The 12,919-nt window shown below is 62.4% G+C and carries 13 protein-coding genes and 1 tRNA gene; 7 read left to right on the top strand and 7 right to left on the bottom strand.

The features are described from left to right. Positions 1–11: 11 nt before the first annotated feature. The gene (gatB, locus tag G9463_RS07300) at positions 12–1,529 is read right to left on the bottom strand and encodes an Asp-tRNA(Asn)/Glu-tRNA(Gln) amidotransferase subunit GatB (protein ID WP_165896353.1); all 1,518 of its coding nucleotides are present in this window, start codon (positions 1,527–1,529) and stop codon (positions 12–14) included. Between the two features lie 129 nt (positions 1,530–1,658). Between gatB and G9463_RS07305 the strand changes: the two genes are divergently transcribed. The 5 genes from G9463_RS07305 to G9463_RS07325 all read left to right on the top strand — a co-directional run bounded on the left by G9463_RS07305 (position 1,659) and on the right by G9463_RS07325 (position 8,701). Beyond that, a complete protein-coding gene (locus G9463_RS07305) occupies positions 1,659–2,408 on the top strand; it encodes a DICT sensory domain-containing protein (RefSeq protein ID WP_370457896.1) in 750 nt (249 codons plus the stop codon). Between the two features lie 111 nt (positions 2,409–2,519). Beyond that, the gene (locus G9463_RS07310; RefSeq protein WP_004957526.1) at positions 2,520–2,822 is read left to right on the top strand and encodes a hypothetical protein; all 303 of its coding nucleotides are present in this window, start codon (positions 2,520–2,522) and stop codon (positions 2,820–2,822) included. Between the two features lie 21 nt (positions 2,823–2,843). Beyond that, positions 2,844–6,431, top strand: coding sequence for a chromosome segregation protein SMC (smc, locus tag G9463_RS07315; protein ID WP_165896355.1), 3,588 nt, complete (start codon positions 2,844–2,846; stop codon positions 6,429–6,431). Beyond that, positions 6,424–7,518 (top strand): segregation/condensation protein A, encoded by a 1,095-nt coding sequence (locus tag G9463_RS07320; RefSeq protein ID WP_165896356.1) that lies wholly within the window; start codon positions 6,424–6,426, stop codon positions 7,516–7,518. Before smc ends, G9463_RS07320 begins: the two co-directional genes overlap by 8 nt. Positions 7,519–7,597: 79 nt before the next feature. Then, positions 7,598–8,701, top strand: coding sequence for a site-2 protease family protein (locus G9463_RS07325; RefSeq protein WP_004957520.1), 1,104 nt, complete (start codon positions 7,598–7,600; stop codon positions 8,699–8,701). A gap of 30 nt (positions 8,702–8,731) precedes the next feature. Here the strand turns inward: G9463_RS07325 and G9463_RS07330 are convergent, their stop codons facing one another. Further along, complete coding sequence (locus G9463_RS07330; RefSeq protein WP_007187665.1) at positions 8,732–9,382, bottom strand: hypothetical protein; 651 nt, start codon at positions 9,380–9,382, stop codon at positions 8,732–8,734. A 48-nt stretch (positions 9,383–9,430) separates the two neighbouring features. Further along, complete coding sequence (locus G9463_RS07335; protein ID WP_004957514.1) at positions 9,431–9,667, bottom strand: hypothetical protein; 237 nt, start codon at positions 9,665–9,667, stop codon at positions 9,431–9,433. Between the two features lie 93 nt (positions 9,668–9,760). Between G9463_RS07335 and G9463_RS07340 the strand changes: the two genes are divergently transcribed. Continuing rightward, entirely contained in the window at positions 9,761–10,012 is a 252-nt protein-coding gene (locus tag G9463_RS07340; protein WP_004957510.1) for a hypothetical protein, read from the top strand. Between the two features lie 338 nt (positions 10,013–10,350). On the opposite strand, the gene G9463_RS07345 is transcribed toward G9463_RS07340, so the two are convergent. The 3 genes from G9463_RS07345 to G9463_RS07355 all read right to left on the bottom strand — a co-directional run bounded on the left by G9463_RS07345 (position 10,351) and on the right by G9463_RS07355 (position 11,693). Beyond that, positions 10,351–10,596, bottom strand: a complete 246-nt coding sequence (locus tag G9463_RS07345; RefSeq protein ID WP_007187664.1) for a hypothetical protein — start codon at positions 10,594–10,596, stop codon at positions 10,351–10,353. A 215-nt stretch (positions 10,597–10,811) separates the two neighbouring features. Next, positions 10,812–11,243 (bottom strand): hypothetical protein, encoded by a 432-nt coding sequence (locus tag G9463_RS07350; RefSeq protein ID WP_007187663.1) that lies wholly within the window; start codon positions 11,241–11,243, stop codon positions 10,812–10,814. Between the two features lie 12 nt (positions 11,244–11,255). Continuing rightward, a complete protein-coding gene (locus tag G9463_RS07355; RefSeq protein WP_165896357.1) occupies positions 11,256–11,693 on the bottom strand; it encodes a pyridoxamine 5'-phosphate oxidase family protein in 438 nt (145 codons plus the stop codon). A 194-nt stretch (positions 11,694–11,887) separates the two neighbouring features. Between G9463_RS07355 and G9463_RS07360 the strand changes: the two genes are divergently transcribed. Continuing rightward, positions 11,888–12,478, top strand: coding sequence for a HalX domain-containing protein (locus tag G9463_RS07360; protein WP_004957475.1), 591 nt, complete (start codon positions 11,888–11,890; stop codon positions 12,476–12,478). Positions 12,479–12,670: 192 nt separating this feature from the next. Here the strand turns inward: G9463_RS07360 and G9463_RS07365 are convergent. Further along, positions 12,671–12,815 (bottom strand) — tRNA-Met (locus G9463_RS07365). Positions 12,816–12,919 lie beyond the last annotated feature (104 nt).

Genomic DNA, 12,919 nt, shown 5'->3' on the forward strand with positions numbered 1-12,919 from the left:
AGGACGCTATCTTAGCTCTCCAGTTCCTCGCGCAGCAACCCATTCACGTCACCGGGGTCAGCGCTCCCGCCGGTTTTTTCCATGACCTGTCCGACGAGGAAGTTGATTGCGCCGCCCTCGCCGCTGTGGTAGTCTTCAACGGCGTCGGGATTCTCGTCGATAGCTTCCACGACAGCCTGTTGGACCTCGTCGCCGGAGGTCTTGCCCAGTCCCTCGCGGTCAACGACGGTGTCGGGGTCGTCGCCCGTATCGAGCATCTCTCGGAGCACAGTCTCATGGGCGTTTTTGGCCGTGATTTCGTCCTCGGCGACGAGTGCCACGAGCTGGGTCACCTCATCGAAGCGGTCGTCAATGTCGGTGATGGCCATGTCGCGGTAGTTCAGTTCGCCAAGCAGGTTGTCGGCGACCCACGTCGCGGCCAGGTTGGCGTCGAAGCGCTCGGCCACGTCCTCGAAGAAATCCGCGACCTGTTTCGTGCTCGTGAGCTTCGAGGCGGCTTCCTCGCTGAGCCCGTACTCCTCGACGAACCGCTCGCGGCGGGCGTCGGGGAGTTCCGGAATCGGCACCTCGTCTTTCCAGTGGCTAACTCGAAGCGGCGGCAGGTCGGCCTCCCGGAAGTAGCGGTAGTCCTTCTCCTCCTCCTTCGAGCGCATCGACACCGTGTTGCCGTGCGTTTCGTTGAAGTGACGGGTCTCCTGTTCGACGGCGCGCCCTGACTGGATGAGTTTTCGCTGGCGCGACGCTTCGAAGGAGAGCGCCTGTTCCGCGCCCTTGTGGCTTGAGATGTTCTTGACCTCGGTGCGGTTGGCGTCTTCGAGGACGGACTTGTCGATGTCGCCGTCTTCGCCAACTTCGCTGGCGTCGACCATTGAGAGGTTCGCGTCGATGCGGAGACTGCCATCCCGCGTCGCATCGAACACGCCCAGATACTCAAGCACTTCTTCGAGTTTTTCGAGGAACGACCGGACCTCGCCCGGCGCACGGAAGTCCGGTTCCGTGACGATCTCCATCAGCGGCGTTCCGGCGCGGTTGTAGTCGATGAGCGTGTAATCCGCGCGTTCAATGGAGCAGGTGCGGGATTCCAGCGGGCCCGAGCCCTCACGGACGTGTTTGATCGAGCCGGGGTCCTCTTCGAGGTGTGCCCGGCGGATGTCGACGCTGCGGCGCTCGCTCTCGACGGAGAATTCGAGTTCCCCGTTCTGACAGATCGGCGAGTCGTACTGCGTTATCTGGAAGTTTTTCGGGAGGTCGGGGTAGTAGTAGTTCTTCCGGTGGAAGGTGGTCTCCGCCGGGATGTCGGCATCGATAGCCTTGCCGACCTTCACGGCGGCCTCAACCGCTCCCTCGTTGACCACCGGGAGCGCGCCGGGAAGGCCCAGACACACCGGGCAGGTGTGGGTGTTGGGTTCGGCATCGGCCACGTCGGTCGAACAGCCACAGAATATCTTCGTCTCCGTCTCAAGCTGGACGTGGACCTCCAGCCCGATGACGGCCGCGAGTTCGCGGGCTTCGGACGCTTGCGCAGTCATTGTCCGGGATTCGGTGGCGCGTGGCTAAAGGCTAACGACCCCATCCGCAGCAACTCCCCAGCCAGACCTGTATTCACTCTCGATAACGGCCCCGCCACTTTCAATACGGAGAATCAAATGTGTGGCAGTGTGACGATATCGGCGTTCATCGATACGGTTCCGTTAGCTCGGCGGACGCTCACGGTGTTTAACGACGATGAACCCGAGCCGCTAGTGCGGATGCTCAGGCGGATGGTTGACTCGCCGGCCGTCGAGGTTCAGGCTGGCGAGATGTCGCCAGAATCCCCCGAAAACGCCGTCGTCGTCAGGGACGCCGACGGCACGGAGCTGGCCGTCTCGTCGATCAGTGCGGTCGGCGCGTGCGTATTGCTCGTCAACTCCGACCTGTATGTCACGGGAACGCGGTCTCTGGACGAGGTCGACACGCCGGCGGCGCTGTTGCACCTCGACGAGGTCCCCTTTACTGTCACGGGCAAGCGGAAGATGCTGCTCATCGAACTCTCGCGGTACATCGAGTCGCTTGGGTGGCAATCCGACGATAACACGCTCCACGCGGGGTTTCAGTACCTCTCCCGGATCGACGACGAGCGCGGGACCCGACGCGTGTATGACCGACTGGCCGACAGCGATACCGACCTGCACCTGTACGGCCTTCCGGACCGTGTCCCCGAACTATCCGAGGACCCTACTATCCATACTGAACCGCGTGACGAGCTCCGGGAGTCTTGGTTCGTCGTCAACACTGACTGTACCGCCGATATGAAGGGAGTCCTCCTCGCTGAACGGACCGGACCGAGCCAGTGGCGCGGCTACTGGTCGTTCGGCGCCGACCACGTCGACGAAATTTCGGCGTACCTCCGGAAGCGCTACTCACCGTGACACAGGCGTACTGTCCGTGCCCTGCGTCTCCCGTCAACTCTGCATAATGTATCACTCGGACTGCCAATGTCTGACGTAGGTATAAGTGTCCACAATGGCTGGGTTACGGATATGTGCGGCAACCGAGTCGAGGAACTCGAAACGCGCGTCAGAGAACTGGAAGCGTCGGTCGAGGGACTGACCGACGAACTCGTCGAATGTAAGGTCCGTATCCGGGAACTCGAAGCCAGCGTCGATGAGGACAACGGATTCAGCGCTGACGAGCCCGACTCGGAGGAATCGGCCGCCACCTCGACGGAGGCCGACACACCTAACACTGAGGATACCAACGAGATTGATAACAGGGAGGAGGCCGAGGCCGCGTCGGAGACCGAGACCGAAGAGGACTCGGAGTCCGACATCATCGTCGCGTAGGGCTGTCGGCTACATCACCGCATGCATATTAAAGAGCTCGTCCTCGACAATTTCAAGAGCTTCGGACGGAAGACCCGAATCCCGTTCTACGAAGATTTTACCACTATCAGCGGCCCGAACGGCTCGGGCAAGTCCAACATCATCGACGCGATTCTGTTTGCACTTGGACTCGCTCGCACCTCGGGTATCCGCGCCGAGAAACTCACCGACCTCATCTACAACCCCGGCCACGCCGACGAAGATGCCGAGTACGACGGCGAACGGCAGGCCAGCGTCGAGGTAATTCTGGCCAACGACGACCGGACGCTGTCCCGTTCACAGGTCGTCAACGCCGCCGGCACTGAAGATGTGGGTGACGTGGACGAGATCGCCATCAAACGCCGGGTCAAGGAGACCGAGGACAACTACTACTCCTACTACTACATCAACGGTCGCTCGGTCAACCTTTCGGACATTCAGGACCTGCTCGCTCAGGCCGGCGTCACGCCTGAAGGCTACAACGTCGTCATGCAGGGCGACGTGACCGAGATCATCAACATGACCGCCGGCTCCCGCCGGGAGATCATCGACGAGATCGCCGGCGTCGCCCAGTTCGACGCAAAGAAGGCCGACGCCTTCGACGAACTGGAGGTCGTGCAAGAGCGCATCGACGAGGCTGAACTCCGCATCGAAGAGAAACAGGACCGCCTCGACCAGCTCGAAGACGAGCGCGAGACGGCGCTCAAGTATCAGGACCTCCGCGACGAGAAAGAGGAGTACGAGGGCTACCGCAAGGCCGCGGAACTGGAAGACAAGCGCGAGGAACTGGCGGCCGTCGAGGAAACCATCGACGAGCTCGAAACCGAACTCACGGAGCTCCAGACGGAGCTCGACGAGCGTCAGGGCGCAGTCATCCGGCTGGAAGACGAACTCCACGAACTCAATCAGGAGATCGAGCGCAAAGGCGAGGACGAACAGCTCGCCATCAAGCGCGAGATCGAGGAAATCAAAGGCGACATCTCCCGGCTGGAGGACAAGATCGAGTCAGCCGAGGAGACCGTCGAGGCCGCCGAGAACGAGCGCCGGCAGGCGTTCGTCCAGATCGACCGTAAGCAGGAGACCATCGACGATCTTGAAAGCGACATCCGCGAGACGAAAGTCGCCAAATCCAACGTCAAGGCCGACATCGCGGAGAAGGAATCCGAACTCGCGGAGGTCCAGCAACGAATCGACGAGGTCGGCGAGGAGTTCCAAGAGGTCAAAGACGAACTGGAGGAGAAGCGCTCGCGGCTTGAGACGCTCAAAAGCGAGAAGAACGACCTCCAGCGCGAGCAGGACCGTCTGCTCGACGAGGCCCGCCGGCGCTCGAACGCCGAGGACGAGAAGCGAGCGGCTATTGAGGAAGCCGAAGCCGAGATCCCCGACCTCGAAGCCGACATCGAGGACCTGCAGACGGAACTGGAGAAAGCGAAACAGAACAAGGCGACTATCGGCGAAGTCGTCGACGACCTCCGGGCCGAGAAGCGGGAGCTCCAGTCTGATCTGGACGACCTCGAAGACGAGATCAGCGCGAAACAGCAGGAGTACGCCCAGCTAGAGGCGAAGGCCGGCGAAGACGGCGACTCCTCGTACGGCCGGGCGGTGACGGCGATTCTCAACGCCGGCCAAGACGGCGTCCACGGCACCGTCGGCCAACTCGGCGGCGTCGACCCCGAGTACGCCACGGCCTGTGAGACGGCGGCTGGCGGGCGGCTCGCCCACGTGGTCGTCGATGACGATAGCGTCGGCCAGCGCTGTATCGAGTACCTCAAATCCCGCAGCGCCGGGCGGGCGACGTTCCTCCCGATTACGCAGATGCAGAACCGCTCGCTGGGGTCGCTGCCCAGCGCCGACGGCGTCATCGACTTCGCGTACAACCTCGTGGATTTCGACCGCGAGTACGCGGGTATCTTCTCGTACGTGCTGGGCGACACCGTCGTCGTCGACAGTATGGACACCGCCCGCGAGCTGATGGGCGACTACCGGATGGTCACGCTTGAGGGCGACCTCGTCGAGAAGTCCGGCGCAATGACCGGCGGCTCCTCCTCGGGCACGCGCTACTCCTTCTCGGGTGGCGCTGGCAAGCTCGAACGGGTCGCCACGCGCATCAACGAACTCGAAGACGAGCGCGCCGACGTGCGCGATGACCTCCGTGATGTCGAGGAGCGCCTTGACGACGCCCGCGACCGCGAGTCCGATGCGACCGAACAGGTCCGGGATATCGAGACGAGCATCGAGCGCAAGCAGACCGCGCTCGAAGACACCCGCGAGCGAATCGAGCAACTGGAAGCGGACCTCGAAGAAATCGCTGACGAGCGCGAGGACGTGGCCGACCAGATGGACGAACTGGAGGCCGACATCGAAGCAAAGACCGAAGAGATCGACGCGCTCCAGCGCGATATCGACGAGCTAGAAGCCGAGGTCGAGGATTCGGAACTACCGGACCTGACCGACCAGCGCGAGTCGATCAAGGACGACATCGATGCGCTCGAAGACCGTCAGGGCGAACTCGACGCCGAACTCAACGAGTACCAGTTAGAGAAGCAGTACGCCGAGGAGGCCATTGAGGACCTCCACGACGACATTGAGGCGGCCCAGAACCGCAAGGCCGACCACGAGGAACGCATCGACGACCTCGAAGCGACGGTCGCGGAGAAGCAGGAGCTGAAAGGCGAGAAGGAACAGGCCGTCGCCGACCTCGAAGAGGAACTGGCCGAACTCAAGTCCGAGCGCGAAGACCTGAAAGCCGACCTGCAGGAAGCCAAGGAAGCCCGCGACGAGCAACAGGCCGCGGTCTCCGAAATTGAGCGCGACCTCGAATCTGAGCAGGAAACTCAGGAGCGTCTGGAGTGGGAAATCGATGAACTCGAAGCGCAGGTCGGCGACTACGACCCCGAGGACGTGCCCGACCACGAGACGGTCGAACAGGAGATTGACCGGCTGGAAACGGAGATGGAGAAACTGGAGCCGGTCAATATGCGGGCTATCGAGGAGTACGACCGGGTCAACGACGACCTGCAGGAACTCGAAGACAAGAAAGCGACGCTGGTCGAAGAGGCCGACGGCATCCGCGACCGCATCGATACCTATGAGGCCCGCAAGAAGGAGACGTTCATGGAGTCGTTCACGGAGATCAACGACCAGTTCCAGAACATCTTTGAGCGGCTCTCGAACGGCACCGGCCATCTCCACCTCGAAGACGAGGACGACCCCTTCGAGGGCGGGCTGACGATGAAGGCCCAGCCCGGCGACAAGCCGATTCAGCGGCTGAACGCGATGTCGGGCGGCGAGAAGTCCCTGACAGCGCTGGCGTTTATTTTCGCCATCCAGCGACACAACCCCGCGCCGTTCTACGCGCTGGACGAGGTCGACGCTTTCCTCGACGCGGCTAACGCCGACCTCGTCGGTGAACTGGTGGACGAACTCGCCGGCGACGCCCAGTTCGTCGTCGTCTCACACCGCTCAGCCATGCTGGAGCGGTCCGAGCGCGCTATCGGCGTGATGATGCAGGGCGACAACGTGAGCGCCGTGACCGGGATCGACCTCAGCGGTGAGGGCGACGGTGATGAGGAGGTTCCGGCTGATGACTAGCGAGGAGCCGACGGAGCAGCGCAACGGAGACTCCTCGGCACAGTCGAGCGGGGAGGGCGAGGCGCGCCCGGAGGAAGCGCCTCGGGGTAGCGAGCGGGGAGCGAATGTGACCCGCGAGCGCAGTGACCCGCGAGACGATGCCGATGACATCCCACTCAACATCACCGGGCACGAGGACCGCGAGCCGCCAGGTGGCTCGGACGACGCGGCGGCGCTGCTGGGCGACTCCCCCGACCCAGACGACGAGACAACTGCACAGGACAGCCCCGAAAGCGACCGGACGACCGACGAGGACGAGGACGAGGACGAAGACGTCGAACCGGTCGAAGTGCTGGTCCAGCTCGCGGACGACGGCGAAATCGACCCGTGGGATATCGACGTGGTGCGGGTCACCGACAAGTTCCTCCAGCGTATCGACGACGCGGACCTGCGCACGTCGGGGCGGGCGCTGTTCTACGCGAGCGTCTTGATTCGGATGAAAAGCGACGCGATGCTCGGCGAGGGCGAGACGGAAGAGGAGCCGGCCGAGCCGTGGGAGCAGGCAATGCACGAGGACGCCCCCATCGAGGACCCGGACCCCTTCGCTGCGCTGGAGTCGGAGATGGACCGACGGCTCGAACGCCGCCGCGCCCGCGGGATGCCACAGACGCTCGATGAACTCGTCCGGGATCTCCGCGACGCCGAACGGGAATCGTGGTGGAAGGAGTCCCGCGAGTACGACACCAGCGACTCGCCGAGCGGGTACGACCGCGGGACGCAGGAACTGGACTACCGCGGGGCCGACGACATGCGACTGGACGAGGAACCGTCGGCCGCCGATGTGACTGGAACAGCCCACGCCGAGAACATCGATGACATCATCGCCGACGTGCACGACACCGTCCGCGAGCAGTACGACCAGGGCCGCGAAGAGGTGCTGTACCGCGAGGTCGACACGGCCGGTGGGTCTCGCGTTGAGACGTTCCTCGGATTGCTCTTTTTAGCTCACCGCGGTCAGGTCCGCCTCCAGCAGGATGACCTCTTTGGGGACCTCTGGATTCAGGACCCCAGCGCCGCGACCGGGTCGGACGAAGCCATCGCAGACTGAGCGAGCCAGTTGGGCGGCTCTACTGTGTCCAGTGGGGCCAGCAAACAGGTTCAAACGGGTCGAACCCTAAACGTTGGTAATGGCGACTCAGTCCTCGCCGCCGAAGTTACCTGACCCGGAAGCGCTCGCAGACACGTTCCACGTGTACGAGATCGACAGGACCGCCGAGGACGGCGTCCGGTATTACGGCGAGCCACTGACCGAGTCCGAACAGGTCATCCACCGCATCGCGCCGGCGTTCCGTCAGCGCGGGTACCGCGTCGCGCTCAAGCGGGAGATGGGCGAATGGGTGCTGATTGCCCACGAGCGGTCGCTCGGCGTCGACGGCATCCCGTGGTTGAACGTCGGGCTCGCCGTCCTGACGCTGTTGTCGACGCTGTACGCCGGGACCCGCTGGTACGGGCTGTCCGTGCTCGAAGACCCGACAGCCATGCTCGCGGCGTGGCCCTTCGCCGCGGCCGCACTGGGTATCCTCGCAATTCACGAGTTCGGCCACTACGTCATGAGCCGGTACCACGAGGTTGAGGCGAGCCTGCCGTACTTCCTGCCGTTTCCGAACGTGCTCGGGACGCTGGGTGCGGTCATCAGCATGAACGACCACATCCCCGACCGGAAGGCGCTGTTCGACATCGGCGTCGCCGGCCCGCTGGCGGGTCTCGTTGCGACAGTCGTCGTGACTGCCATCGGTGTGACGCTCCCACCAGTGGAGGTAACTCGCGGCATCGTCACGAACATCGAACTTGGTTACCCGCTGTTGTTGCAGGGTATCGCCGCAGTCATGGGTGAACAGCTTGAGTACGCGAACCCGCAGCTCCTCCCGAACCCGGTCGTCATCGGCGGCTGGGTGGGAGCGTTCGTGACCTTCCTGAACCTCCTGCCAGTCGGCCAACTCGACGGTTCACACGTCGCCCGGTCGCTGTTTGGCGACCGACTGTCCCTGGTCCAGCTCGCCGTCCCCGTCGCCCTGTTTGGACTCGCTGGCTACCTTGTCGCCTTCGAGGGGGGCCGAGCGGCCGGGCTGTGGGCGTTCTGGGGGATTCTGGCGCTGGTGTTCGGCCGGCTCGGGTCGGCAACGCCGCTGGACGAGACGCCGCTGGGACCGGGCCGCTGGGCTGTCGGCCTGCTTACCTTCGTTCTGGGGATGCTCTGTTTCGTCCCGGTGCCGCTCGTCATCACGATGTAGCGCCCGCCGCTCGTTCTCGCCGCAGACGACTCATAGCCCGTACGGGTCGTATTCGGGTCTGTTGTCCGCGTCGGCAGAGAGGTCATATCGCTCCCGGAACTCCGTGAGTAGGTCATCAGCGCCAGCAGTGAACAACACAGCGACGCCATACGGCCGGGAGTACGAGTCAGCATCGGGCGGGTCAGGGTCGATGAAAATAGCGTCTGTCGGCGGGTCGCCGATACCGGGGAGTTCGGTCAGCAGTGATTCCATCGGCACGAGCCCGGTGAGCACGCTCGGGACGAACGTGCCGCCGGGCAGCGGCGCGCGCGGCTGCACGAAACACTCCGCGACCGGCTTGCCGTCTTCTTCGAGTACGGCGCTCGCCGGGCGTTCCAGCCCCGGCTCCCAGAGGTCAGCCGCGACTTCGGGGACTTCGGCGTCAACGACGAAATCCATCGCGACGCGGTCACGACGGTCGAACGAAAGCAGCGACCAGGCTTCCTCCGAGTCGTCGGGATCGCCGCCGAGTGTGGCCTCGACGAGATCACCTGTTCGGAGGTCGTCAACTGCCGGCTGTCGTTCGCCGTAGCCGGACTGGTACACGGTGTAGAGCCGCGTTGCATCGGTGTCGAACAGATTGATGTGCGGGACCGCATCGACGACCCGGTAGACCCTGAACACGCCCGTGCGCTCGTCCATACTTTCCCGATGCGCTCCATCGTCAAGACTCCGCGGACTCACCGGCGCTCAGGCAGCCGTCATGAGTTTGAGCCACTCGGTCAGGCAGTCGTCGCTACAGTGGTGGTGGCGCTGTCGTCCGCTACCTGTATCCAGAACTCCGACGACGAGATGCCAGTCGTCGGCGTACACGTGGCCGCCACAGACCACGCAATCGCGCACCGTCTCGTCGTCCGTCCGTTTCCCGACTGACACGGTCTCGACGTAGTAGGTCCCTCCGAGGGCGTACGGCGTTTCCAGCTCCATCGGCACAGCCTGGGGACTACACACCCCTAAATGACGGGGCAAACCGCCTCGGTCGACACAACACGGAGGTAGCTCCGGCTCCAAGCAACAGGTATGAGTCAATCCACGGATCTCCCGGACCCGGACCCTGAACAGCTCCGCCTGGCCGTCGAACGGTTACTCGACGAGACGGTCGATCGCGACGAGGCACTCCATGTGACGGCCGACGATCTGTCGATTGCCATTCCGATGCGGTTCGGTTCGGACTCCCAACAGGCGACGTGGCGGTTCGACGGCGACGTGACGATATCAGCCGACGGTGTTCGTGGGCCGCTCAGAGAGTGGGTCGACCTCCTCGAAGAATAGCCGGCATCGGAGCCGAAGCGCTCAGAATGCCGCGACGTGGGGCAAAGATCAAATTATAGTGTCCACGCCGAGCGGTCCTGTTCGACGAGGTGCCAGTATGACCGGCGATTTCGGTCGGATCGAGCGAGGACTGTGCGTCGCAGTTACTGTGTCCGCGGCAGTTAGCGGGAGAATCTGGCCAGCGATTCGCCGAGGCCCGGACCGACACCTGCGGTGACTGCTGTTCGGGACGTGTGCACGCGAACGACTACTGGGAGAATGAACGTATGGCCACAGCGGTAATACGGAGTAGCAGGGCACGATATCCACGCTGGTGACCGAAATTGAAGCGTTCCGTTTCAGGCATCTCCTCTGTGTGCGTGGCCAATAAACAGTGTCACGGCGTTGCAGACGACGAGTGCGACGAACGCCACCCGCGTTGCCCCGGAGTTCAGGCCAGTAATTAGCAGCGGGAGATACAGAAACGGGAGCGCAATCGCTGTCCAGAACGCGAAGCCTCGAACGGCGGAGACGAAAGGCTCGTCGAACTCCGGTATAGAGTCATCAAACTGGGCGAGTAATTCGTATGCGGACGAACTTGACATATGGAGGGAACCTATCCACGGCTTCTACTGGAGATAGCTTATAACCTCTAGAGGTTTCCGGCCGTTTCGCTTCGTTTCACGTACAGCGGTCCCCCAATAGTTCATTTTACTACAGGCTGAGCGGCGCGGAGACGTTTTATTAGCTGCGGAGATCTGGTATGACACCTGTGCCACTTCTGATCTCTATGACATTCTCGGTGGACGTGCACGACCGATCACGGTCCGAGTAGTGACACGGTTACGTCGTGTTCTGTATCCGTTAGTGTGGTGCTATCAACGACGTGGTCCGGCAGCGACTCCCGCCACTCGGCGAGTCGTTGCTCGTGGTAGGTCCGATGGCGCTCCACCGAGTACGTCTCGTCGTCCGCGTCCCGGAGCTCGTCAGCGGTGTCGTCAGGCGTTGGATACGACGGTGCGTCCGTAGCCAGTAGCGAGCCGGGCTCGATGAGAATCGGTTCATCGTCGTCGTCGGGCTGGACGACGTGGAGACGCGCCCGCATCCGGCCGCTAAACGGCGGTGTGACGCGCAACACCGTCTCTGACCCGTCCGCAGCCGCTTCGATGGCTGCAACGAGGTCGGTGGCGCTTATCGCGAGTGATTTGATATCTGTCGGGTCGCTGTCCATGGTTGAGTCTGTATGTTCCATTGGTTCAGGCTGTTACATCCGATTGCTGTAGTCCCAGGTGTGGAGTCGGTCGGGCGTAATCGTAATCCGTACCTCGCGGCGGTCGGGTGCAAGCAGTTGGTCGGCCAGTGGTGAGTCGGTCCCGCCGAGATAGCGGTGCAACAACTCGGTGAGAACTGTCTTATCCTCGTCCGCTGTCATCGTCGCTGTTCCGTTGCCTCTGACGCCGCAGTACGGCGGCTCGTTCGTCGAGATTTCGAAGGAGACGCTGGCGTCATAGTTGAGGTAGTCGACAACTGCCGCATCCGCCCCAGTCGCACACTCGAAGACACCGTCAACGAACCGATACCAGAGCGAGAGCATCCAAGGCTTGTCTGCTGGAGTTCGACACCCGAGACGGAGTGGCACAGTTTCGGCGCTGAGAAACTGTTCCATCTCCTCGCTCGTCCACGGTCCGGAGACGGTCACCATACACACAGCCTACGGTCGCCGCTATGTTAACATCTCTGGGATGAGTCACTACATTGTGACAGCACAGTTTCACGAGAATCGACAATAGGACAACCATAGAATTCTCAAAATAGATAATCTGCTGGGTAGCTTTATTTTGCTGTTCAGGAAAGTCACCGTGAGAGCAGTGCGTGAGTCGACAGGAGGGACAACAAGTGCAAAAGCGTGGTGAGACCAAGGAGGCAACGGTGCTTGTCGTTGACGATGAGCAAGATATCGCGGACCTGTATTCGACGTGGCTGCTGACCGCACACGACGTTCGGACCGCACACAGCGGTACTGAGGCGCTCCAGTTAGCCGACGCGTCCGTCGACGTCGTCTTTCTGGACCGACAGATGCCCGACATGAGTGGTGACGAGGTCCTCGACACCATCGCAGAACGGGGTATCGACCCCGCAGTAGTGATGGTGACGGCCGTCGACCCGGACTTCGACATTGTCGAGATGCCCTTCGACGAGTATCTGACCAAGCCGGTCAGCCGCGAGGACCTCCTCGACACCGTCTCGGAGATGCTTATCCGAACCACGTACGACGACCGGGTTCAGGAGTACTTCGCCGTAGCTTCGAAGAAGGCGACACTAGAAACCCAGAAGAACACACCACAACTCGAAGCAAGCGATGAATACCAGACCGTCAACGAGCGGTTCGAAGAACTCCGCCAAAGGGCCGATGCCACGGCCGCAGAGATTGACGATTTCGAGTCCGTATTTCAGCAGTTCCCCGGTAACGGGCTCTCATCTGGCTAATCGCTGGCGATTCTTTTCTCACGGAGCGACAGTAATGCGTCGAGCAGTCGGAGCAAACGTACTGGCGTTTGAGAACAACTCGTTGACGACGCAGTCTGCTTGCTCGGCACACCGCCGCTCGGACTGGTGTAGTGCTGTTCCCGAATCCGAGATAGAGACGCTACTGGCTGCTTGTCGATGTGATCTGGAAAATGCCCGGGGAGGGCTCCGAACCCTCGATCTCCGCATGGCCCAGGTCTGGGGCGTGACGAGCGCCCCGGGGTCATGACGGGTGCACTGCCGCATGAGTCGAAAGACCCTATGAGTGCGGCGCTATGTCCAGCTAAGCCACCCGGGCGCGGGTGCATTCAGCCGTTGGCCGTTAGCCGTCTTGAAGGTTCTCATCTCTGTCGAGACTGTGGTACAGTCCCACGCCGCGAGCGCCTCACCGGCGTTGCTACT

The organism is Haloarcula sp. JP-Z28 (genome assembly GCF_011440255.1).
Taxonomy (GTDB): Archaea; Halobacteriota; Halobacteria; order Halobacteriales; family Haloarculaceae; genus Haloarcula; species Haloarcula marismortui.

Coding starts and splice junctions, on each gene's coding strand:
- gatB (WP_165896353.1), bottom strand. CDS start 1,529: ATGACTGCGCAAGCGTCCGAAGCCCGCGAACTCGCGGCCGTCATCGGG.
- G9463_RS07310 (WP_004957526.1), top strand. CDS start 2,520: ATGTGCGGCAACCGAGTCGAGGAACTCGAAACGCGCGTCAGAGAACTG.
- smc (WP_165896355.1), top strand. CDS start 2,844: ATGCATATTAAAGAGCTCGTCCTCGACAATTTCAAGAGCTTCGGACGG.
- G9463_RS07320 (WP_165896356.1), top strand. CDS start 6,424: ATGACTAGCGAGGAGCCGACGGAGCAGCGCAACGGAGACTCCTCGGCA.
- G9463_RS07325 (WP_004957520.1), top strand. CDS start 7,598: ATGGCGACTCAGTCCTCGCCGCCGAAGTTACCTGACCCGGAAGCGCTC.
- G9463_RS07330 (WP_007187665.1), bottom strand. CDS start 9,382: ATGGACGAGCGCACGGGCGTGTTCAGGGTCTACCGGGTCGTCGATGCG.
- G9463_RS07335 (WP_004957514.1), bottom strand. CDS start 9,667: ATGGAGCTGGAAACGCCGTACGCCCTCGGAGGGACCTACTACGTCGAG.
- G9463_RS07340 (WP_004957510.1), top strand. CDS start 9,761: ATGAGTCAATCCACGGATCTCCCGGACCCGGACCCTGAACAGCTCCGC.
- G9463_RS07345 (WP_007187664.1), bottom strand. CDS start 10,596: ATGTCAAGTTCGTCCGCATACGAATTACTCGCCCAGTTTGATGACTCT.
- G9463_RS07350 (WP_007187663.1), bottom strand. CDS start 11,243: ATGGAACATACAGACTCAACCATGGACAGCGACCCGACAGATATCAAA.
- G9463_RS07355 (WP_165896357.1), bottom strand. CDS start 11,693: ATGGTGACCGTCTCCGGACCGTGGACGAGCGAGGAGATGGAACAGTTT.